This is a genomic window from Streptomyces sp. NPDC037100 (genome assembly GCF_055606225.1).
Map to the genome: position 1 here is coordinate 198,560 of NZ_JBVJSX010000001.1, position 19,708 is coordinate 218,267.

Below are 19,708 nucleotides of genomic sequence, written 5' to 3' on the forward strand. Positions count from 1 at the left end.
CATATGAACACCCCCTTGGGGTGAACGCCGCCTTCTGCCACGATCCCTATCAGCCAGGTAGGAAAACTAGGGATCTGTGGGGGCGGCCATGAGAACGCGCGACCGCGCAGACCTGTCCCTCCCTCTGCTGACCTCGCGCCGCCACATCGACCTCGGCCGCACGTCCAGCGCCATCTGTCGACCCGCCTGAGGCCGTCGGCAGAACATCCTTCGGCCGGCAGCGCCACGCGCGCCTGCCCATCCCGCACACCTCCGCTCCCGGACCGCGACGGCATTCCTGCCGCCGAGGGCCGACGAATGGAGCGCAGGCGCATGCCCATGAGCTTTGCGCCTCGCGCTTTCGGCATCTCCCTGATCAACCCATTCCCCGAGAGGACACCTCCGTGTCTGCCGCAAGACCGCTCACCGCCCTGCGCACCATCGCCGTCGTAGCAGCGCTCCCCCTCCTGCTCACCGCCTGCGGCTACGGATCCGACGCCACCGAAGACGACAAGCAGACCGAGGTCGCGGCGGACGCCAAGAAGCTCTCCGCCGACGAGGTGAAGATCGGCTACTTCCCCAACCTCACGCACGCCACCGCCCTGGTGGGCGTCCAGGAGGGCCTGCTCCAGAAGGAGCTCGGCGGCACCAAGGTCAAGGGCTCGACGTTCAACGCAGGGCCGTCCGAGATCGAGGCGCTCAACGCCGGGTCCATCGATATCGGCTGGATCGGCCCCTCTCCCGCCATCAACGGCTACACCAAGTCGGGCGGCAAGAACCTGCGCATCATCAGCGGTTCCGCCTCCGGTGGCGTGAAGCTCGTCGTCAACCCTGACAAGATCAAATCCCTGGACGACGTCAAGGGCAAGAAGATCGCCACGCCGCAGCTCGGCAACACCCAGGACGTCGCGTTCCTCAACTGGATCGCGGAGAAGGGCTGGAAGGTCGACGCGGAGAGCGGCAAGGGCGATGTCTCCGTCGTCCGCACGGACAACAAGATCACCCCGGACGCCTACAAGTCCGGTTCCATCGACGGCGCCTGGGTGCCGGAGCCGACCGCGTCCAAGCTGGTCGCCGAGGGCGCGAAGGTGCTCCTCGACGAGGCCGACCTGTGGCCCGACAAGAAGTTCGTGATCACGAACATCATCGTCCGGCAGGCGTTCCTGAAGGAGCACCCGGACGTCGTCGAGGCCGTGCTGCGCGGCTCGGTGAAGACGAATGAGTGGATCAACGCCAACCCGGAGAAGGCGAAGGCTTCCGCCAACGAGGCGCTGAAGGCGGAGTCGGGCAAGGCCCTGCCCGCCGAGGTCATCGACCCGGCCTGGAAGTCGATCACCTTCCTCGACGATCCGCTGGCCGCCACCCTCGACACCGAGGCGGAGCACGCGGTGAAGGCCGGTCTGCTGGAGGAGCCCGACCTGAAGGGCATCTACGACCTCACCCCGCTCAACAAGGTCCTCAAGGCCGAAGGCAAGGACGAGGTCGACGACGCCGGTCTCGGCGCCGAGTAGCCGAACAGCTGACAAGCGACAACCGCCCCGATGAGTACGCAGGAGGTGACGACCATGGCCACCACGGTCGCCAAGGCTGCCCAGGACGCCACGGCGGTGACGCACGCCGCCCGTATCGAGCACGTCTCGAAGTCCTTCCCCTCGCCGGGCACGCCCGGCGGGCAGCAACTCGTGCTGGACGACATCACGCTCGATGTCGCACCCGGCGAGTTCGTCACCCTCCTGGGGGCCTCCGGCTGCGGCAAGTCCACCCTGCTCAACCTGGTCGCGGGCCTTGACCTGCCGTCCGCCGGCTCCATCGGCACGGACGGCCGGCCCGCCCTGATGTTCCAGGAGCACGCGCTGTTCCCATGGCTGACCGCGGGCAAGAACATCGAACTCGCGCTGAAGCTGCGCGGCGTCGCCAAACCGGAGCGCCGCGCCGAGGCGGAACGGCTGCTGGAACTCGTGCGGCTGCAGGGCGCGCACGGCAAGCGGGTGCACGAGCTGTCGGGGGGTATGCGCCAGCGCGTCGCACTGGCCCGGGCGCTCGCCCAGGACAGCCGCCTGCTGCTGATGGACGAACCGTTCGCGGCGCTGGACGCCATCACCCGTGACGTGCTGCACGACGAGCTGACCCGCATCTGGCGTGAGACGGGGCTGTCGGTGCTGTTCGTGACGCACAACGTGCGGGAGGCGGTGAAGCTGGCGCAGCGGGTGGTGCTGCTGTCCTCGCGGCCGGGGCGAATCGCCCGGGAGTGGACGGTCGGCATTCCGCAGCCGCGCCGCATCGAGGACAGCGCGGTAGCCGAGCTGTCCGTGGAGATCACTGAAGAACTGCGTGGGGAGATCCGCCGCCATGGCCAGCACTGACACCGGCGTCGACGCCAAGAAGGACGGCTCGTCGGCAGCCGGGGAGTCCCAGGACACACAGGATCTGGCGGGGCTGGAGGCCGGGCTCGACGCACTGGAATCGGTGCAGGCCGGCCGCACGCCGCTGCGCGAGACCCTGATACGCAAAGCACTGCCGCCCCTCACCGCCGTGGCACTGGTGCTGGTGGTCTGGCAGCTGCTGGTGTGGGCCGAGGTCGCCCCCGACTACAAGCTGCCGTCGCCGTCCGCGGTGTGGGATGAGGTGACCGACGCCTGGCGGCAGGGCACGCTCCTCGACTACATCTGGACATCCGTCTCGCGCGGCCTGCTCGGCTTCCTGATGGCGCTCGCCATCGGTACGCCGCTCGGCCTGCTGGTCGCCCGGGTGAAGTTCGTCAGAGCGGCCATCGGCCCCATCCTGTCCGGTCTGCAGTCGCTCCCCTCGGTGGCCTGGGTGCCGCCCGCCGTGCTCTGGCTGGGCCTGAACAACTCGATGATGTACGCCGTGATCCTGCTCGGCGCGGTCCCCTCCATCGCCAACGGCCTCGTCGCGGGCATCGACCAGATCCCGCCGCTGTTCCTGCGCGCCGGACGGACGCTGGGTGCGACCGGGCTGAAAGAGGCCCGGCACATCGTGATGCCGGCCGCACTCCCCGGCTATCTGGCGGGGCTGAAGCAGGGCTGGGCGTTCTCCTGGCGCTCCCTGATGGCCGCCGAGATCATCGCCTCTTCACCCGATCTGGGCGTCGGCCTCGGCCAGTTGCTGGAGAACGGCCGCAACAACGCCAGCATCTCGCAGGTGTTCCTGGCCATCTTCCTCATCCTGCTCGTCGGCATCGCCATCGACCTGCTGATCTTCAGCCCGCTGGAGCGGCGGGTGCTGCGCGGGCGGGGCCTGCTGGTCACCCGCTGAGCGACGGGTCGCAAGCACTACCGCTCCGCCGAGTATGCGCCGTGGGCAAGTGCAGCGCAGATTCGACCCGGATTCGACCCCGACAGTTTGTTCAGTCAGTCAGCATGGCCTCTGAACTGCGAAAATGCAGAGCGGCAGACGAGTCAGGCTATACGCCGGGTTCTGTTCCCCGGGACCTCGCGGTCGTCGGGGCGACGGCCATCCATCTAGGGCCGGTGTTGCCACCGGCCTCGTGCGGTCTACCCGCGAACTCGGGCGGGCAGCCCTCGATCGTCCGCGCAGAGACACCGAGGTGTCTCCTCTTGACCTTGCTCCGGGTGGGGTTTACCTAGCTGCCCAGGTCACCCTGGGCACTGGTGGTCTCTTACACCACCGTTTCACCCTTGCCGAGGACCGAGGTCCCCGGCGGTCTGCTTTCTGTGGCACTGTCCCGCGGGTCACCCCGGGTGGCCGTTAGCCACCACCCTGCCCTGTGGAGCCCGGACGTTCCTCGGGAAGCTCCCCGTCAGGGGGACTCCACGCGGCCGTCCGCCCGGCTCGTCTGCCGTGTCGACCATGGTACCCGGCGGACGACACGCTTCGGCGCCGCGGCCGTGGCCAGTACCGAGCCCGCCAGGATCAGGGTGAAGGCGACGCCGATGCCGAGCGTGAGCTTCTCGTCCAGGAAGAGCGCGCCCGCAGCGACCGCCACCGCCGGGTTGACGTACGTGATCACGCCGGCCCGGGTCGGGCCGACCTCCTTGATCAGCTCCAGGAAGGCCACGAACGCGATCGCGGTGCAGACGACGCCCAGGCCGGCGAGGGCAGCCAGGACCTCGCCCGACGGCATGGTGGCGGGCCTGGTCAGGAAGGCCGCGGGGGCGTAGACGGCGGCGGCCAGCATGAGGCACGGGGTGATCAGCTGGAGCGTCGGGACGTCCCTGAGGTACCGGGCCGCAATCAGCGGGGCCGTGGCATAGCCGACGACCGTCACCAGCACCTCGGCCATCGACAGGGCGTCGCCCCCGGTGAGGTGCGGCAGAGTCAGGACGGTGACGCCCGCGAGGCCGAGGGCCAGGCCCGTGATGCGGCGGGCGCCGACCCGCTCCTCCGCGCCGAAGAAGCGGGCCAGGAGGAGGGCGACGATCGGCACCCCCGCGATCAGGAGGCCCGCGGTCGAGCTGGACAGGTGGCGCTCGGCGTCGGTCAGGGTCCACCAGGGGCCGACGATCTCGATGACGGCGAAGGCCAGCATCGGCTTCCAGTGGCTCCGGACGGTACGGGCGAAGCCGCCCTGGCGCAGGGCGAACGGCAGAAGGAGCGCGGCGCCGAGGGCGCAGCGGGCGAACACCACCATGGACGGGGACAGGTCGGCCACCGCCACCTTGATCATCAGGTAGGGGACACCCCAGATCACTCCCATGAGGGAGAACAGGAACCAGCCGCGTGCAGTCATGCGATGAGTGTCGGGCTTCTCACCGCATGGTGTCTTGAACGCTGTTGCGGTACGCCGCCGGGGTCACCCCCAGCACCCGGCGGAACCAGCGGGTGAGGTGCGCCTGGTCGGCGAAGCCGACGAGGCCCGCGACCTCGGCGGGGCGCAGTCCGGCTTCCAGGAGGCCGCGGGCCCTGGCCACCCGGTGCTGGGCGAGCCAGGCGTACGGCGGTACGCCCATCGTCGTGCGGAAGGCGCGCAGGAGCTGGTAGCGGGACAGGCCCAGGTCAGTGGCGAGCAGAGCCAGGGAGGGAGGGTCCAGCAGCTCGTCGGCCAGGCGGTCGCGTACGGTCCTGGCGATGCCGTCGGCGCCGGTCACGGTGTCGCTCGTCGCCCTGGCCGTCGAGTGGCGGCGGGCCAGGGCCGCGAGCAGCCAGGGCAGCCGGGACTCGGCCTCCAGCGGGTCGGGGCAGGCGCTGATGTCGGTGTGGGCGGCGCGCAGGGCTGCCGCCAGCTCCGGGTCGTGGAGGACGGGGTCTCGGAAGTGCGGGAGGCCGCCGAGGGTGCCGTCGGTGAGGAGGGCCGGTTCGGCGTAGAGGGCCTGGTAGGCATAGCCGTTGCAGGCGGCCGGGCCGCCGGTGTGCATCTCGCCGGGCTCCAGGACGACGATCGAGCCGGGGTAGGAGTGGATGTGCCCGCCCCGGTACGCGATGACCTCCGAGCCGCCGACCGTGACGCCGATGGTGAATTCGTCGTGGGCGTGGGGCGCGTAGACGTGGCTGTCGAAGTGCGCGGTGAGGAGGTCGAGGGGCGGGCCGGCACGGCCCAGGCGTGCCCTGGTCCAGCTCGTCTGTTCGCGCATCCCCATGTCGCACCCCCCGCCCACAGGGGATCAGACGAGGTCGGCCGTGTCCAGGTCGAAGGCGAAGGGTTCCGGAAGAGCGATGGGCTTGCCGAAGGGGCGGGCGCAGTGCTCGCGCCAGTCGTCGTCCTTCGGCTCGCTGAACACCGTGACCTGCGCCGTGTCCCGGTCGACGAGGAGGTAGAGCGGGATGCCCGCGCGGGCATAGCAACGGCGCTTGGCCTCGCGGTCGGCCTGGGGCTTGGTGGAGGTCACCTCCATCACCATGGCGACGCCGTCGCAGGGCATCCAGGGGTCGGCCCCCCGGTACAGGCGCAGTTCCATGGGAGCGAACGTGCCGTCGGGGACCAGATGGTTCTTCGGGCAGCCGCCTCCGCTGCGCAGTTTCAACCCCTTGTTGCCTGAGAACTGAATGTCGGTCCGGGAACGTCTGATCACCTGGTTCACGATCAGTCCGATGTAGTCGTCGTGATCCCCGTCCGGCGGCGGCGTCACAACGATCTCCCCCTCGATCAGCTCGGCCCGGAAGCCCTCCGGGGGGTCCAGGGCGAGGAAGCCCTCCAGCAGGACGTCTTCCTGCGAGAGCGGCTCGTGGGCCATGGCAGTCATGTCACGCCCCTCCTTCTGTCGCCCGCCACGCTGGGACATCGCCGAACCACCCGCCGTGAGATCGGGGACCGTTCCCTCGATCGTGGCACACGATCACGGTCGTCGTCAGAAGGCCGGACGGCTCGCTTGACCTTGCCGCAGCGTCAACGTCTTCACTGGTCGCATGCGGATCGGAGAACTCGCCGCCGTCGTCGGCGTCACCACGCGGGCCGTGCGGCACTACCACCATCTGGGGCTGCTGTCCGAGCCCGAGCGGCTGGCCAACGGATATCGGGAGTACGGGTTGCGGCATGCCGTCGTGCTGGCGCGGATCCGGCGGCTGACCGAGCTGGGGCTGGGGCTCGCGGAGGTGCGGGACGTGCTCGCGGACGACGCCGGGAAGGACCTCGTCGAGGTGCTGACCGAGCTGGACGAGGATCTGGCGCGGCAGGAGGAGGCGCTCCGGGAGCGGCGGGCGCGGTTGCGGACGCTGCTGGACGGGGAGGGCGGGGTGCCCGTCGAGGGGCCCGTGTCGCCCGAGCTGGCCGCGCTGTTCGCCGGGACCGCGCATCTGTCGGACTCGCCCATGGCCGCCAAGGACCGCGAGATCGCCGCGTTCCTGGAGACCGCCATGCCGGCGGAGGCCCGGGAGCAGATGGTGTCCTCGCTCGGGGAGGCACTGGGGAGCCCGGGGGCCGTGGCGCGGGCCGGTGAGGCGTACGCGCTGCTCGACGCGCTCGTCGACGCCGAGCCGGACGATCCGCGCGTCGCCGAGGCGGCCCGCGCGCTCGCCGGTTGCATCCCGCCGGGGCTGTTTCCGGAGGTCTCGGAGGTCGGCGGCGAGGAGAACAACTTCCTTCGGGCGTTCTATGCGGACCTGGCTCCCGCGCAGGCCGAGGTGATCCGCCGCACGCTGCGGATCCTGACCGAGGAGCGGCGATGAGGATCGTGTGGCTGCTGGTGCGCCGGGAGGTCCGGGCGCTCGCGGGGATCGTCCCCGGGGGACCTGCCGTGCGGGGCGGGCGGTCGCCGCGCCGGCCCGAGGCCGGGGCGGCGCTCGTGGGGACCGCGGTCCGGGAGGAGCGGCGATGAGGATCGTCCGGCTGCTGGTGCGGCACGAGGTGCGGGTGCTCGCGAGTCTGGTGCTGTGGGCGGCGCGGCGTACGCACGGCACGAAGAGCGGGCGGGCCTTCGGGTACGCCCGTGGGCAGGGCGCGATGATGGCCGGGTTCGCCTTCGTGTGTGTCGTCGAGACGGTCGCGCTGTCCGTGCTGCTGTGGGACTGGCCGGTCGTGCACGCGGTGTTCCTGTTCCTGGACGTGTACGGCGTCCTCGTCGTCGCCGGGCTGCACGCCTCGTCCGTCGTGCGTCCGCATGTGCTGGATGCGGACGGCGGCTCGCTGCGGATCCGGCGGTACGTCCACGTCGACCTGCGCGTGCCGCTGGAGCGGATCGCCTCGGTGCGGCGTGAGCTGCGGATGACCCACGAGCGGGCCGACGGGGAGCTGGATGTGGAGGTCGGCTCGCAGACCAGCGTCACGCTCGAACTGACGGAACCCGTCACGCATGTCGGCTTCTTCGGGCGGCGTCGGGAGGTGCAGGTGGTCCGCTTCCACGCCGACGACGCCGACGGGCTCGTGCGTGCCCTCGGCCGGGCCCGCGTCTGAGCTCCCCGTACGCTGTCGGCGGAGTTCGATCGAAGGAGTACCCGTGCTTGTCCTGCTGCCGCCGTCCGAAGGCAAGGCCTCTTCCGGCCGCGGTGCCCCGCTGAAGCCGGAGTCGCTGTCCCTGCCGGGGCTCTCCGGAGCCAGGGAGGCCGTCCTCACCGAGCTGGTCGAGTTGTGCGCGGGTGACGAGGACAAGGCCCGCGAGGTGCTCGGGCTGAGCGAGGGGCTGCGGGGCGAGGTCGCGAAGAACGCGGAGCTGCGGACCGCGGGCACCCGGCCGGCCGGGGAGATCTACACCGGCGTGCTCTACGACGCCCTCGGCCTGGCGAGCCTGGACACCGCCGCCAAGCGGCGTGCCGCGCGGTCGCTGCTCGTGTTCTCCGGGCTGTGGGGTGCCGTGCGGGTGACGGACCGGATTCCGTCGTACCGGTGCTCGATGGGGGTGAAGCTGCCGGGGCTCGGAGCGCTGGGCGCGTACTGGCGTACGCCGATGGCGTCGGTGCTGCCGGAGGTGGCCGGGAGTGGGCTGGTGCTGGACCTGCGGTCCGCCGCGTATGCCGCCGCCTGGAAGCCGAAGGGCGAGGTCGCCGGGCGGACGGCGTCGGTGCGGGTGCTGCACGCGCCCACGCGGAAGGTGGTCAGTCACTTCAACAAGGCGACGAAGGGGCGGATCGTGCGCGGTCTGCTGACCGCCGGGGCCGACCCGAAGGGACCGGCCGAGCTGGTGGAGGCGCTACGGGATCTCGGGTACGTCGTGGAGGCGCAGGCGCCGGCGAAGGCGGGGCAGGCGTGGTCGCTGGATGTCCTGGTGGACGAGGTCCACTAGTCGAGGCCCACCAGTCGAGGCCCACTGGACGAGACCCAGCAGCGAGCGTTGCAGGGGGCGCAACGAGCTTTGCGCAGCTTGCATGCCGACGGCAGGATGACGCCATGGCCTCCCCTCCCCTGCCCGCCTCCGTGCTGGACCTCGCCCCCGTCGTTCCTGTCGTAGTCGTCGAGGACGCCTGCGACGCCGTACCGCTGGCGCGGGCGCTGGTCGCGGGCGGGCTGCCCGCGATCGAGGTGACGCTGCGGACGCCCGCGGCCCTGGAGGCGATCGGGGAGATCGCCCGGGAGGTGCCCGGCGCCGTGGTCGGGGCGGGGACGGTGATCCGTCCCGGGCAGGTGGCCGAGGCGGTGGCCGCGGGCTCGCGGTTCCTGGTCAGCCCGGGCTGGACGGACGTGCTGCTGGAGGCGATGCGGGCGTCCGGGGTGCCGTTCCTGCCGGGGGTGTCGACCGCGTCCGAGGTCGTGTCGCTGCTGGAGCGCGGGGTGCGGGAGATGAAGTTCTTCCCGGCGCAGGCCGCGGGCGGCACGGCGTATCTGAAGTCGCTGTCGGGGCCGCTCCCCCAGGCCCGGTTCTGCCCCACCGGCGGGATCGGCCCGGACTCGGCCCCGGACTATCTGGCCCTGCCCAACGTCGGCTGTGTGGGCGGCAGCTGGATGCTGCCGCCGGACGCCCTCGCCGCTCGCGACTGGGGCCGCGTCGAGGCGCTGGCCCGGGAGGCGGCGGTGCTCAGCGCAGGTGGGACGTGTCGTTGAGGAGGCGGACGCTGGCGTTGCCGTCCGCGTAGTAGGCGACCACCGACAGGGACGCGGCCGACAGTTCCATGCGGAACAGGGACTCCGGCGGGGCGCCCAGGGCGAGCCGGACGAGCGTCTTGATCGGGGTCACGTGCGTGACGAGCAGGATCGTGCGGCCCGCATGGGCGGCGACCAGCTTGTCGCGGGTCGCGGCGAGCCGGGTGGCCGTCGCCGCGAAGCTCTCGCCGCCGCCGGTGGGTTCGGCGTCCGGGGAGGCCAGCCAGGCGTTGAGGTCGTCGGGGTGGCGCTCGCGCACCTCGGCGAAGGTGAGGCCCTCCCAGGCCCCGAAGTCGGTCTCGCGCAGCCCGTCGTCGATGCGCACGTCGAGCCCGAGCCGGGCGGCGACGATCCCGGCGGTCTCCCGGGTACGGGCGAGCGGCGATGACACGACGGCCTGGATGGTGCCCCGCCGGGCCAGCATCGCGGCGGCCCGCTCGGCCTGCTCCCGGCCCGTGTCGGAGAGGGAGGGGTCGGTGCCGCCGCTGCCGGAGAACCGCTTCTGGGGCGTCAGCGGCGTCTCGCCGTGCCGCAGCAGCACGAAGGTGGCCGGGGCGCCCATGTCGGCGGGGGCCCAGCCGGGCGCGGCGACGGCCTTGGCCGCACGCTCATCGGCGTCAGCCGTCGCCGAGCCGGAAACGGTCCCGTCTTCGCCGCCCGGCACATCGGCATCGGCATCGGCACCGGCCCCCGCAGCACCGGGACCGGGTGGCGCCGCCTCCCGCCCGGCGTCCGGCCCGCCCGCGCCGGAGGGCGTGGCCGGCATACGGCCCGCGGCGAGCGCTCCGCGCACCCGCGCCGCACCCGCCGCCGCGTCACCGGGCGGGCCGGAGGGCGCGGCGGCCTCGGCACGCCCGTCGCCCACGGCGCCCTCGGCCGCCGTGTCCAGCTCCGCCGTGGAGTCGGCCTCCGACCACCGCTCGCCCCTGGCCCCCGCGTCCATCGCCTCGTTGGCCAGCCGGTCGGCGTGCTTGTTCTGGGCCCTCGGGATCCACTCGTACGTGACCCGCCCGGGCGGGAAGACCCGGGCGGCCTGCGCGGCCAGGGGCTTCATGTCGGGGTGCTTGATCTTCCAGCGGCCCGACATCTGCTCGATGACGAGCTTGGAGTCCATCCGGACGTGGACCGTCGCGTCCGGGTCCAGCGCGTGGGCGGCGCGCAGGCCGGCGAGGAGGCCGCGGTACTCGGCGACGTTGTTCGTGGCGACGCCGATGTACTCGGCGGTCTCGCGCAGGGTCTCCCCCGTCGCCGCGTCGCTGACCACGGCCCCGTAACCGGCCGGTCCCGGGTTGCCCCGTGACCCGCCGTCGGCCTCGACGATGAACTCCCGCACCGGAAGGGCTCCCTGAAGGCCTAGAGACCGGACTCGGACGTGCGCACCAGGATGCGGCGGCAGTTCTCGCAGCGGATCACCGTGTCGGGCGCCGCCTTGCGGATCTCGGCCAGCTCGGTGATGGCGAGCTCCTGCCGGCAGCCCTGGCAGCTGCGCGCGTACAGCTTCGCCGCGCCGACGCCGCCCTGCTGCCCGCGCAGCTTGTCGTAGAGCTTGAGGAGGTCGTCGGGGATCGACCCGGCGATGACCTCGCGCTCCTTGGTGACCGTGGCGACCTCGCCGTCGATCTGCTCGAAGGCGGCGTCGCGGCGCGCGGTCGCGTCGTCGATCTTCGACTGGACGGAGGTGACGCGCTCGGTCAGCTCGGCGACCCGCTCCTGCGCGGACTCCCGGCGCTCCATGACCTCCAGCACCACGTCCTCCAGGTCGCCCTGCCGCTTGGCGAGGGAGGCGATCTCGCGCTGGAGGTTCTCCAGGTCCTTGGGGGAGGTGACGGCGCCCGAGTCGAGGCGCTGCTGGTCGCGGGTGGCGCGCTGGCGCACCTGGTCCACGTCCTGCTCGGCCTTGGTCTGCTCGCGGGCGGTGTCGCTCTCCTCGGTCTGCGCGGCGACGAGCAGGTCGCGCAGCTGGGTGTGGTCCTTGGTCAGCGACTCGATCTCGGCGTGCTCGGGCAGCGACCGGCGCTTGTGCGCGAGCTGCTGGAGGCGGACGTCGAGGTCCTGGAGGTCGAGGAGACGGATCTGGTCGGCGGGCGCGGCGTTCAGTTCGGGGCTCCAAGGGGATCAGAAGGGGGCGAGGCCGCGTGCGCGGTCCAAGGGTCGGTGACCGTCTTCGAGACGTGGACGCGCAGGTCCCATCCGTGCCGGTCGGAGATCTCGTCGAGCTGGCTCGCGGCCAGCTCGCACCAGGGCCACTCGGTGGCCCAGTGCGCCGCGTCGAGCAGCGCGAGGGGGCTCTGGGCGCGGGCCTCCGAGACGGGGTGGTGGCGCAGGTCCGCGGTGAGGAAGGCATCGACCCCGGCGGCGCGTACGTGGTCGAAGAGGCTGTCGCCGGAACCGCCGCTGACGGCGACCGTGCGGACGAGCGCCTCGGGGTCGCCGGCGACGCGGATGCCCTGCGCGGTGGCGGGCAGCCGCTCGGCGGCGCGGGCGGCGAACTCGCGGACGGTCACCGGGTGGTCCAGCGCGCAGAGGCGGCCGAGGCCCCGGCGGCCCTCGGGGTCGGTGGGGTCCGGCACGAGCGGTCCGGTGACCCGCAGGTCCAGCGCGCCGGCGAGGGCGTCGGAGACTCCCGGGTCGGCGGTGTCGGCGTTGGTGTGGGCGACGTGCAGCGCGATGTCGTTCTTGATGAGGGTGTGGACGACCCGGCCCTTGAAGTGCGTCGCGGCGACCGTCGTCGTGCCGCGCAGGTAGAGCGGGTGGTGGGTGACGAGCAGGTCGGCACCCAGCTTCACCGCCTCGTCGACGATCTCCTGGACCGGGTCGACGGCGAACAGGACCCGCGTGACCTCCTGGTCCGGGTCGCCCGCGACGGTGCCGACCGCGTCCCAGGACTCGGCCCGCTCGGCGGGCCACAGGGTCTCCAGCGCGGCGATGACTTCAGACAGACGGGGCACGGGAGCAAGGCTACCCGCCTGATCTGTGGCGTTGCACCGCCACCGCCCGCTCCCGGCCCCCATCGCCCCGCTCAGCACAATCGCCCCCTTTCCCTCAGGCGAATCGTTCCTGGAACACCCTTATGTGTGAAGCCTGCGGCCGCGGAATTCCACGTTCGGGCGGGGGAACTACCTTCGTCACTGGAGGTGACCGAGCGATGACGGTCTGTGCGATCGAGCCTTCGGCGACATTCGAGGACGGTGACGAGTACGGGGCCGGGGACGGCCGCGGGGACGGGTCCGCGCCGGCCGGCTGCACTTTCACGGCGGACGGTGCCTACGGCGCGCGTCTCGCGTCGGCAGGCGGCTCCTGGTTCCCGGAGCGCTGGACCCTGGACGGCCCCGAGCCGTACGCGGTGCCCCTGCCGCGCAACCAGCCGGAGGAGCCCGGCACCGAGGTGCAGCCGATGGCCGACGGGCGGGTGCTCATCCACCGGGTGGTGGCCGGGCGGCACGCGTTCTCGCTGCTGTACCCGACCGGCCCGGGCACCGGTGAGCTGCCCCTGGGCGCGGTCGGCTGCCCGGACCCGACGGCCCGGCTGCGGCTGCTGCCGCCCGCCCCGGACGGTGAACGGGCCTACGCCCTCGCCGTCGGCCCGCGTACGACGTCGGTGTGGCTGGTGGCGGGCGGTGCCTTCGGGCCCGAGCGGCTGGCGGAGCTGCCCGGCCGCTGCTCGGGCGGGGTCTGGCTGGACCGGTCGGGACGGCTGCTGGCACTGGACCGGGAGACCGACGGCCGCACCAAGGCCGTCGTGGTGGACCTGGAGTGCGGCGGTGAGGTGTCGCCGCTGCTGCAGATCGCCGCCGACAGCGACGACCGGGTGCTGCTCGCCGACCACGACAGCGGGCTGCTGATCGTCCGCTCGGACGCGCCCTCGCCGGGGCAGGACCGGCTGGGCTGGGGTGTCCTCGGCAGCACGCTGCCGGTGCGCTTCCCGGAGTGCCTGCGGGTGCGGGACTGCTCCGTCACACCGTTCGCGATCCAGCCGGGACAGGTGCTGACGCCGGAGAGCTGCGCGGTGGCGTTGCGGGTGGACGGGCCGACGGGCAGCTGGGTCGGTGTCTGGCGTCCCGCCGAGCGGCGGCTGCACCATCTCCGGGCGCCCGAGGGGTGGTTGACGGGTACGGGCCTGTGGACGCCGGAAGGGGTGCTGCGGCTGCCGTACGCGACGGAGGCCGTGCCGTGCGGGGTGGCGCAGGTGAGCCCGCCGCCCGTCGCCGAGCCGGAGCCCGGGGGCGCGCGGGGGCCGCGGCCGGAGCCCGGGGCCGCCCCGGGGCCGCGGCCGGGACAGGAGCCGCCTTCGCAACCGCGGCCGGCGGGCCCGCCGCAGGAACACCCGGGACGGCTCGCAGCACCGGGAGAGCCTCGCCCGCCGGCCCCGTCCGCCCAGCCTCCGACGCCCTCGGCCGCACGTCCTGTGCCGCTTCGGGAAGCGCCGTTGGGACGCCTTGTAACGAACCAGTGCCGGTTGGCGTGGCCGGCTGGATCCGAGGTCAGGGGTGCCGGTTAGACTCACCCGGCTGTAAAAAAGATCATGTTGACGGGGTGAATTCCATCCGATGAGCGACGCCAGCACGAACCAGCCGAGCAATGCCGACGTCCAGCGGCCCTCCTCCGGCCCCGGCCGGCACCGTGGTGAAGTCTCCACGCAGGACGGCGAGACGGCTCCGCGCGGACGTCACCGCAAGCCGGTGGCGGAGACCGAGCAGGCCGTGACTGCGGCCTGACGGCACGCCAGTCACCAGACGGAGCGGCCCTTCCTGCCACAAGCGGGGAGGGCCGTTCCGCGTCCGTCACCGTCTGTCACCCGCTTTCACCCGCGTTTCAGGCCCAGCACCTCCGCCGCGGCGAACGTCTCCCCCGTCGGCCGGTCCGCGTAGTACGGGCCGAGGACGGCCTGCAGTTCGTCGTAGGTGAAGGTGTCCTGCTTGCTGTCGAACCTGGCGGCGACCCGCGGCCGTTCGACGACGGCGACCATCCCACCGTGCACCACGAGGAGCTGCCCGTTGACGTGGGCGGCGGCGGGCGAGGCCAGATAGCCGACGAGCGGGGCGACGTGCTCGGGGGCGAGCGGGTCGAGGCCGGTGCCGGAGGGCTGCTCGACGCCCGCGAAGACGTCCTCGGTCATCCGGGTGCGGGCGCGCGGGCAGATGGCGTTGGCCGTGACGCCGTACCGGGCGAGGGCGAGGGCGGTGGAGGTGGTGAGGCCGACGATCCCGCCCTTGGCGGCGGCGTAGTTGGGCTGGCCGGCGGAGCCCGCGAGGAACGCCTCCGAGGAGGTGTTCACGATCCGCCCGAACACCGGCTCCCCGGCCCGCTTGGACCGCTCCCGCCAGTGCGCGGCGGCGAACCGGGTGGTGCTGAAGTGCCCCTTGAGGTGCACGCGCAGGACGGAGTCCCACTCCTCCTCGGCCATCGAGAAGACCATGCGGTCGCGCAGGATGCCCGCGTTGTTGACGAGGATGTCGAGCTTGCCGTACGCGGTGACGGCCGACTCGACGAGCGTGCGGGCCTGCGCGAAGTCGGAGACGTCGCCGGTGTGCGCGAGGGCGTTCCCGCCCGCCGCGCGGATCTCGGCGGCGACCTCCTCGGCGGGCCCCGCGGACGCCTCGCCCGTGCCGTCGCGGCCGGGCTGCCCGTAGTCGTTGACGACGACGGCGGCGCCGAGCCGGGCGAGTTCCAGCGCCTCGGCCCGGCCGAGCCCGCGGCCGGCGCCCGTGACGACGGCGGACAGCCCCTCGAGTGGCAGTGACATCGGCGGAGTCCTCAGATCTCTATGCACGTACGCAGGGCGGTCCCGGTGCGCATCTGATCCAGCGCCTCGTTGATGCCGGCGAGGGGCACGCGGTGGGTGATCAGGCCCGTGAGGTCGATCCGGCCCGCGCGCCACAGGGCGATGGTGCGTTCGTAGGAGCGCAGCACGTCACCGCCGCCGTACATGGACGGGAGGATCCGCTTCTCGTCGAAGAACAGCTCGAACATGTTGAGCTGGAGGAAGTCGTCCATGGCGCCCGCGCCGACGATGACGAGGGTGCCGCCGCGCCGGGTGTTCTCGTAGGCGGTGCGGGCCGTGGCGGACCTGCCGACGACCTCGAAGACGTAGTCGAAGCCCTCGCCGCCGGTCACCTGCTGCGTGGCGTCGGGCAGTTCCTCCGGGGAGACGGCCCGCGACGCGCCGAACGTCAGCGCCGACTCGCGGCGCGAGGCCACCGGGTCGACGGCGACGATCTCGGCGGCGCCCTTCAGCCGGGCCCCCTGGATCGCGGAGATGCCGACACCCCCGCAGCCGATGACGGCGACCGACGAACCGGCTTGCACATCGGCCGTGTTGAGCGCGGCGCCGAGGCCGGTGGTCACCCCGCAGCCGATGAGGGCGGCGATGTCGAAGGGCACGTCGTCGGGTATCGGCACCGCGCAGCCGGCGTCGACGACGACCTCCTCGGTGAAGGTTCCGGTGCCGGCGAAGCCGAAGACGTCCCCGCCGGGGCGCTTGAAGTTGGGGGTGCCGGCGTTCATGAAACCGGCCAGGCACAGCTGGGTCTGGCCGCGCTTGCAGGCGGGGCAGGCGCCGCAGGCGGGCAGCCAGCACACGACGACCCGGTCGCCTGCCTTCAGGTGGCTGACGCCCTCGCCGACCTCGGTGATCTCTCCCGCCCCTTCGTGTCCCGGTACGAAGGGCGCGGGCTGCGGGAGTACCCCGCCCATCGCGGACAGGTCCGAGTGGCACAGCCCCGTGGCGCGCACCCGGATCCTGACCTTGCCGGGCCCGAACCCCACCGCCTCGACGTCGTCGAGGACCTCCAGCTTGTCCTGGCCGATCTCGTGCAGTACGGCTGCGCGCATGGTGCGGGCTCCCCTCGTACGGCGTGGTGGTTCAGGTGTGTTCGACGACGGTGTCGGCGAGGACGGCGGCGTCCTCGCGCTCGACGGCACTGACGGCGGCCCGGGTGGAGCCGGGTGTGTGCCACATGCGGATCCGCAGGGTCTCCCCCGGGTACACGACCCCGGCGAACCGGGTGGCGTAGGACCGCACCCGGGTCACGTCCCCGCCGAGCAGGGTGTCGACGACCGCCTTGAGCGTGATGCCGTAGGTGCACAGGCCGTGCAGGACGGGCCGCTCGAATCCGGCGACCTTGGCGAACTCGGGGTCGGCGTGCAGCGGGTTCCGGTCGCCGGAGAGGCGGTAGAGCAGGGCCTGGTCGTCGCGGACCGGCCGTTCGACGGTCCGGTCGGGTTCCCCTGCGGGGGGTTCGAGGCGGGCGGAGGGGCCGCGGTCGCCGCCCCAGCCGCCCTCGCCGCGGATGAAGATCTGGGCGTCGTTGGTCCACAACGGGCCTTCGGTGTCCGCGACATCGGTGCGCAGCACGAGGACGGCCGCGGTGCCCTTGTCGTACACGGCGGCGATCCGGTTGGTCGCGGTGGCGGTGCCCGTCGCCGGGATGGGCCGGTGGATGACGAGGTTCTGGCCGCCGTGCAGGACGCGGGCCAGGTCGACCTCGATGCCGGGCATGGACAGCCCGCTGGTGACGCCGGGCTTTCCGGCGCCGGCGACGGTGGCGAAGCTCGGCAGGACGTGCAGCCGGGTCTCCAGGGTGTAGCGCAGTTCGTCGGGGTCGGTGGCGGGGCTGCCCGCGCCGATGCCCAGGTGGTAGAGCTGCACGTCCTTGGGTTCCCAGGAGATTTCACCGGTCCGGGGTGCGGCGGCGAGCGCCTTGGCTGCGTCGATGGGCATGGGGCTCCTGATCGCCGGAGGAAGGACCTCGGTACGGCCGTCCGCACCGTCGGCCGCACCGAGGCCGTCTGGGACCGGGCCGGGACGCGAACTGAAACGCGTTCCAGTCCCGCGCCCTCTGTATAGCCGAGGCCCCGGCACTTGTGAAGACTCCTGACACTGTGTCAGATTCAGCCGGGCCGGATCGGCGTGGCGATGACATGTGTCCTGCCGGAGTCCGTACAACCGCCTCTGCCGCCGGCCCCGCCCGGTGGTCCGGGAGGCGGTCACCAACGTCGTACGGCACAGCGGGGCGGCGCGCTGCGAGATCACCCTGTCGGGCGGGGGGAACGGGTGCGGCTGACGGTCTCCGACGACGGGGGCGGGGCGGGCGCCCCCGGGGACGCGGTGGTCGCCGGCGGCGGCATGGTTTCGGCCGGCTCCGGCGGCACGGGCCCGACCGGCCTCGACGGCACACGGATGACCGGCTCCGGCGGCACGGGCCCGACCGGTCCCGACGGCGCAGGTGTCACCCGCTCCGGCGGCACCGGACTCACCGGGCTGACGGAGCGTCTCGCGGCGGCGCGTGGTTCGCTGACGGCGGGGTCGCGGGCCAGGGGCGGGTTCGGCGTGACGGCGGAACTTCCCCTCGACGTGGAGGACCCGCGGCCGGCGGGGGCGGGAGACTTTCGCAGCGACGCGGCCGTGTACGTTGGCCGGTGATCCGCGCGACCTACACGTCGAGTACCGGCAACGGCCGGGGGAACGGGAGCACATGGGACGCGTCGCCGTCATCACCGCGCCGAACATCGGGTACCGCAACACGGGCATGCTGACCGTGGACCTGGCGTTCGAGTCCCTGCGGCGGCGGATGGACACCGCGTTCGACGCCACCTGGTACACGCTGCACACGCCGGAGACCGTGCCGCTGCGCGACGGTGCGCGGGGCATCGAGTTCCCGTTCCGCTTCCACCCGCTGGCCGAGCACCTCGACACACTCCGGGACCATGACGCGGTCGTCTTCTGGGGCGACTTCCTGCACACCCGGCACTACCTGGCACAGGACGCGACGAACCGCCTGCTCGACTTCGGCTTCGCCACGGACCGGGACGACGCCCGGGCGCAGCTGAACCGCGCCCTGCTGTTCGCGGACCAGCCGGACGAGGTCCTCGCCCGGACCGTCAGCTACGGCGGGACGATCCTGCACAACACGCAGTCCGACTACGAGGACAAGGAGTACGGCCCGCTGTTCTCCCGCCTGGTGACCCGCAGCCACCGGATGTGGGTACGGGACCCGCTCTCGGCGGCGAAGATCGCGCATCTGCGCCGGGACCGTACGACCGACCACTTCGGTTCGGACGCGGCGCTGCTCTCCCGCCCCGGCGACCTCGACCACCTCCCGGTCACCGAGTGGTCCCGGTCGGTTCCCGACGGCGGTGCGATCGGCGTCTTCCTGGGGGCCCGGACGCCGATCCCCGACTGGCTACCCGGCTTCTGCCAGGGCCTGTCCGACCGCCTGGGCGTCCCGCTGGAGTGGCTGCCCTGGTTCGACCGGGAGGTCCCCGGCCCGGTGCGCCACATCGCCGCCCGCCCGGGGAATCCCACCGTCGGCGACCTGGTCGGGGTCCTGCCCCGCTACCGGCTGGTCGTCACGGACACCTACCACCTGGCGGTCAACTCCTGGGGCGCCGGCACCCCGGCGGTGTGCGTGGGCGCGCCCGAGCCGACGCCCAAGACGCACGACGACTACCTGACGCTGAGCGATGTGAAGAAGCACGTCTTCCACATGGCGTACGACGCGACGGACTTCTACCTGACCACCGTGGAGGGGCACGGGCAGGACCTCGACCGGCTCGTACGGCTCCTGGAGGGCGGCGGCGCCGGGACCGTCGCGGCGCGCATCCGCGACCACGCGGACCACTCGGCGTCGTCCTTCATCCGGACGCTGACCTCGTTGCTGGACACCCCCCGACCCGACCCGGGCCCGTGACCGGGCGGCGCATCCGCGTCCGGATGTCAGCGCCGCACCGTCCGGAGCGCGACGTCATCCGCATGGTGCTTGCGGAGTCGACCGGGGCAGCCTCAGTATTCCCTCCACCGTCCGCCCCGTCCGGGCATGTTTGGCGAGCGCGGCGAACCGCTCCAAGAGCGTATGCCCTTCACACAGCACGGTCTCGTGCCCGCCGTAGGTCTGCAGGTTGACCACCGCTGCTTCCACATGGCGGATTTCGCGGACCAGCATCGGCACACCTTCGGCGCCGCAGGCGAGCGCGGCACCTGCCCTGGCATAGAGCAAGGGCAGCAACTCCGCTCCGCTGGCGTTGCGGAGCGTCTGAGGATCCGCGCTGCTTTCCGCTTCCAGGCACTGCCTGGCATGCTCGATCACCCGGGTCAGCATCTGGAAGTCGACGCGGGTGAGTTCGAACGCCAGGAGATCCGTCTCCGATTGCGGTGTGGGTGCAGGCCGTCTTCGTCTCCGCCCCCAAGGCATGACTGCCCCCATCCCCTCAGCCAAGGCGGTGCATCCTGTCGGGCAGGCCAGTGGCGCTACGAGCACCGCCCGGCTCCCGGTCGCTCAACCCTGGTGGGCAAACGTCCCGCCA

The 19,708-nt window shown here is 72.4% G+C and carries 21 protein-coding genes, 1 other RNA gene and 2 pseudogenes; 13 read left to right on the top strand and 11 right to left on the bottom strand.

All coding sequences use genetic code 11. The features are described 5' to 3' along the window. Window positions 1-88: 88 nt before the first annotated feature. The 4 genes from ACZ7EG_RS00935 to ACZ7EG_RS00950 all read left to right on the top strand — a co-directional run bounded on the left by ACZ7EG_RS00935 (window position 89) and on the right by ACZ7EG_RS00950 (window position 3,255). Window positions 89-190: a putative leader peptide gene (locus tag ACZ7EG_RS00935; RefSeq protein ID WP_420706123.1), complete on the top strand. Its 102-nt coding sequence runs from the start codon at window positions 89-91 to the stop codon at window positions 188-190. A 193-nt stretch (window positions 191-383) separates the two neighbouring features. Then, the gene (locus ACZ7EG_RS00940; RefSeq protein WP_471070386.1) at window positions 384-1,490 is read left to right on the top strand and encodes an ABC transporter substrate-binding protein; all 1,107 of its coding nucleotides are present in this window, start codon (window positions 384-386) and stop codon (window positions 1,488-1,490) included. A gap of 54 nt (window positions 1,491-1,544) precedes the next feature. After that, window positions 1,545-2,342, top strand: coding sequence for an ABC transporter ATP-binding protein (locus tag ACZ7EG_RS00945; RefSeq protein WP_471072403.1), 798 nt, complete (start codon window positions 1,545-1,547; stop codon window positions 2,340-2,342). Next, window positions 2,329-3,255: an ABC transporter permease gene (locus ACZ7EG_RS00950; RefSeq protein WP_471070388.1), complete on the top strand. Its 927-nt coding sequence runs from the start codon at window positions 2,329-2,331 to the stop codon at window positions 3,253-3,255. The genes ACZ7EG_RS00945 and ACZ7EG_RS00950 overlap by 14 nt, the downstream gene beginning before the upstream one ends. A 135-nt stretch (window positions 3,256-3,390) precedes the next feature. Here the strand turns inward: ACZ7EG_RS00950 and rnpB are convergent. The 4 genes and pseudogenes from rnpB to ACZ7EG_RS00970 all read right to left on the bottom strand — a co-directional run bounded on the left by rnpB (window position 3,391) and on the right by ACZ7EG_RS00970 (window position 6,140). After that, an RNA gene (gene rnpB / locus ACZ7EG_RS00955) (RNase P RNA component class A) lies at window positions 3,391-3,795 on the bottom strand. A gap of 115 nt (window positions 3,796-3,910) precedes the next feature. Beyond that, window positions 3,911-4,690: pseudogene (locus ACZ7EG_RS00960) on the bottom strand (DMT family transporter); the annotation flags it as partial. A 19-nt stretch (window positions 4,691-4,709) separates the two neighbouring features. Next, window positions 4,710-5,537, bottom strand: a complete 828-nt coding sequence (locus ACZ7EG_RS00965; RefSeq protein WP_471070390.1) for an AraC family transcriptional regulator — start codon at window positions 5,535-5,537, stop codon at window positions 4,710-4,712. 24 nt (window positions 5,538-5,561) lie between these two features. Beyond that, window positions 5,562-6,140 (bottom strand): Uma2 family endonuclease, encoded by a 579-nt coding sequence (locus ACZ7EG_RS00970; RefSeq protein ID WP_471070392.1) that lies wholly within the window; start codon window positions 6,138-6,140, stop codon window positions 5,562-5,564. A 163-nt stretch (window positions 6,141-6,303) separates the two neighbouring features. On the opposite strand from ACZ7EG_RS00970, the gene ACZ7EG_RS00975 reads away from it, so the two are divergent. From ACZ7EG_RS00975 to eda, 5 genes are all read left to right on the top strand, one after another. Next, window positions 6,304-7,062, top strand: a complete 759-nt coding sequence (locus ACZ7EG_RS00975) for a MerR family transcriptional regulator (RefSeq protein WP_471070394.1) — start codon at window positions 6,304-6,306, stop codon at window positions 7,060-7,062. After that, window positions 7,059-7,211, top strand: a complete 153-nt coding sequence (locus tag ACZ7EG_RS00980; protein ID WP_471070397.1) for a hypothetical protein — start codon at window positions 7,059-7,061, stop codon at window positions 7,209-7,211. Before ACZ7EG_RS00975 ends, ACZ7EG_RS00980 begins: the two co-directional genes overlap by 4 nt. Continuing rightward, window positions 7,208-7,786, top strand: coding sequence for a hypothetical protein (locus ACZ7EG_RS00985; RefSeq protein ID WP_471070399.1), 579 nt, complete (start codon window positions 7,208-7,210; stop codon window positions 7,784-7,786). The genes ACZ7EG_RS00980 and ACZ7EG_RS00985 overlap by 4 nt, the downstream gene beginning before the upstream one ends. Window positions 7,787-7,829: 43 nt before the next feature. Next, window positions 7,830-8,612 carry a peroxide stress protein YaaA gene (yaaA, locus tag ACZ7EG_RS00990; RefSeq protein WP_471070401.1) on the top strand — a complete coding sequence of 261 codons (783 nt, stop codon included), beginning with the start codon at window positions 7,830-7,832 and terminating at the stop codon, window positions 8,610-8,612. 104 nt (window positions 8,613-8,716) lie between these two features. Then, entirely contained in the window at window positions 8,717-9,367 is a 651-nt protein-coding gene (eda, locus tag ACZ7EG_RS00995) for a bifunctional 4-hydroxy-2-oxoglutarate aldolase/2-dehydro-3-deoxy-phosphogluconate aldolase (protein ID WP_471070403.1), read from the top strand. Here eda and ACZ7EG_RS01000 read toward each other — a convergent pair. Genes ACZ7EG_RS01000 through ACZ7EG_RS01010 form a run of 3 tightly spaced genes read right to left on the bottom strand, consistent with a single transcriptional unit; the run spans window position 9,342 to window position 12,354 of the window. Then, window positions 9,342-10,739: a bifunctional RNase H/acid phosphatase gene (locus ACZ7EG_RS01000; protein ID WP_471070405.1), complete on the bottom strand. Its 1,398-nt coding sequence runs from the start codon at window positions 10,737-10,739 to the stop codon at window positions 9,342-9,344. The genes eda and ACZ7EG_RS01000 overlap by 26 nt on opposite strands. A 20-nt stretch (window positions 10,740-10,759) precedes the next feature. Then, window positions 10,760-11,503, bottom strand: coding sequence for a zinc ribbon domain-containing protein (locus ACZ7EG_RS01005; RefSeq protein WP_471072405.1), 744 nt, complete (start codon window positions 11,501-11,503; stop codon window positions 10,760-10,762). Then, the gene (locus tag ACZ7EG_RS01010; protein ID WP_471070407.1) at window positions 11,500-12,354 is read right to left on the bottom strand and encodes a Nif3-like dinuclear metal center hexameric protein; all 855 of its coding nucleotides are present in this window, start codon (window positions 12,352-12,354) and stop codon (window positions 11,500-11,502) included. Before ACZ7EG_RS01010 ends, ACZ7EG_RS01005 begins: the two co-directional genes overlap by 4 nt. A 197-nt stretch (window positions 12,355-12,551) precedes the next feature. Between ACZ7EG_RS01010 and ACZ7EG_RS01015 the strand changes: the two genes are divergently transcribed. Then, window positions 12,552-13,904: a hypothetical protein gene (locus ACZ7EG_RS01015; protein ID WP_471070409.1), complete on the top strand. Its 1,353-nt coding sequence runs from the start codon at window positions 12,552-12,554 to the stop codon at window positions 13,902-13,904. A 49-nt stretch (window positions 13,905-13,953) separates the two neighbouring features. Then, window positions 13,954-14,121, top strand: coding sequence for a hypothetical protein (locus tag ACZ7EG_RS01020; protein WP_471070411.1), 168 nt, complete (start codon window positions 13,954-13,956; stop codon window positions 14,119-14,121). A gap of 86 nt (window positions 14,122-14,207) precedes the next feature. Here ACZ7EG_RS01020 and ACZ7EG_RS01025 read toward each other — a convergent pair whose 3' ends face one another. Genes ACZ7EG_RS01025 through ACZ7EG_RS01035 form a run of 3 tightly spaced genes read right to left on the bottom strand, consistent with a single transcriptional unit; the run spans window position 14,208 to window position 17,126 of the window. Continuing rightward, window positions 14,208-15,149 (bottom strand): 3-oxoacyl-ACP reductase, encoded by a 942-nt coding sequence (locus ACZ7EG_RS01025; protein ID WP_471070413.1) that lies wholly within the window; start codon window positions 15,147-15,149, stop codon window positions 14,208-14,210. An 11-nt stretch (window positions 15,150-15,160) separates the two neighbouring features. Further along, a complete protein-coding gene (locus ACZ7EG_RS01030; RefSeq protein WP_471070415.1) occupies window positions 15,161-16,237 on the bottom strand; it encodes a Zn-dependent alcohol dehydrogenase in 1,077 nt (358 codons plus the stop codon). A gap of 31 nt (window positions 16,238-16,268) precedes the next feature. Further along, window positions 16,269-17,126: a MaoC/PaaZ C-terminal domain-containing protein gene (locus tag ACZ7EG_RS01035; RefSeq protein WP_471070417.1), complete on the bottom strand. Its 858-nt coding sequence runs from the start codon at window positions 17,124-17,126 to the stop codon at window positions 16,269-16,271. 250 nt (window positions 17,127-17,376) lie between these two features. Between ACZ7EG_RS01035 and ACZ7EG_RS01040 the strand changes: the two are divergent. Continuing rightward, a pseudogene (locus ACZ7EG_RS01040) lies at window positions 17,377-17,828 on the top strand (ATP-binding protein); the annotation flags it as partial. Between the two features lie 52 nt (window positions 17,829-17,880). Further along, complete coding sequence (locus tag ACZ7EG_RS01045) at window positions 17,881-19,095, top strand: hypothetical protein (protein WP_471070419.1); 1,215 nt, start codon at window positions 17,881-17,883, stop codon at window positions 19,093-19,095. A 54-nt stretch (window positions 19,096-19,149) separates the two neighbouring features. On the opposite strand, the gene ACZ7EG_RS01050 is transcribed toward ACZ7EG_RS01045, so the two are convergent. Beyond that, the gene (locus ACZ7EG_RS01050; RefSeq protein ID WP_471070421.1) at window positions 19,150-19,491 is read right to left on the bottom strand and encodes a hypothetical protein; all 342 of its coding nucleotides are present in this window, start codon (window positions 19,489-19,491) and stop codon (window positions 19,150-19,152) included. Window positions 19,492-19,708: the final 217 nt, after the last annotated feature.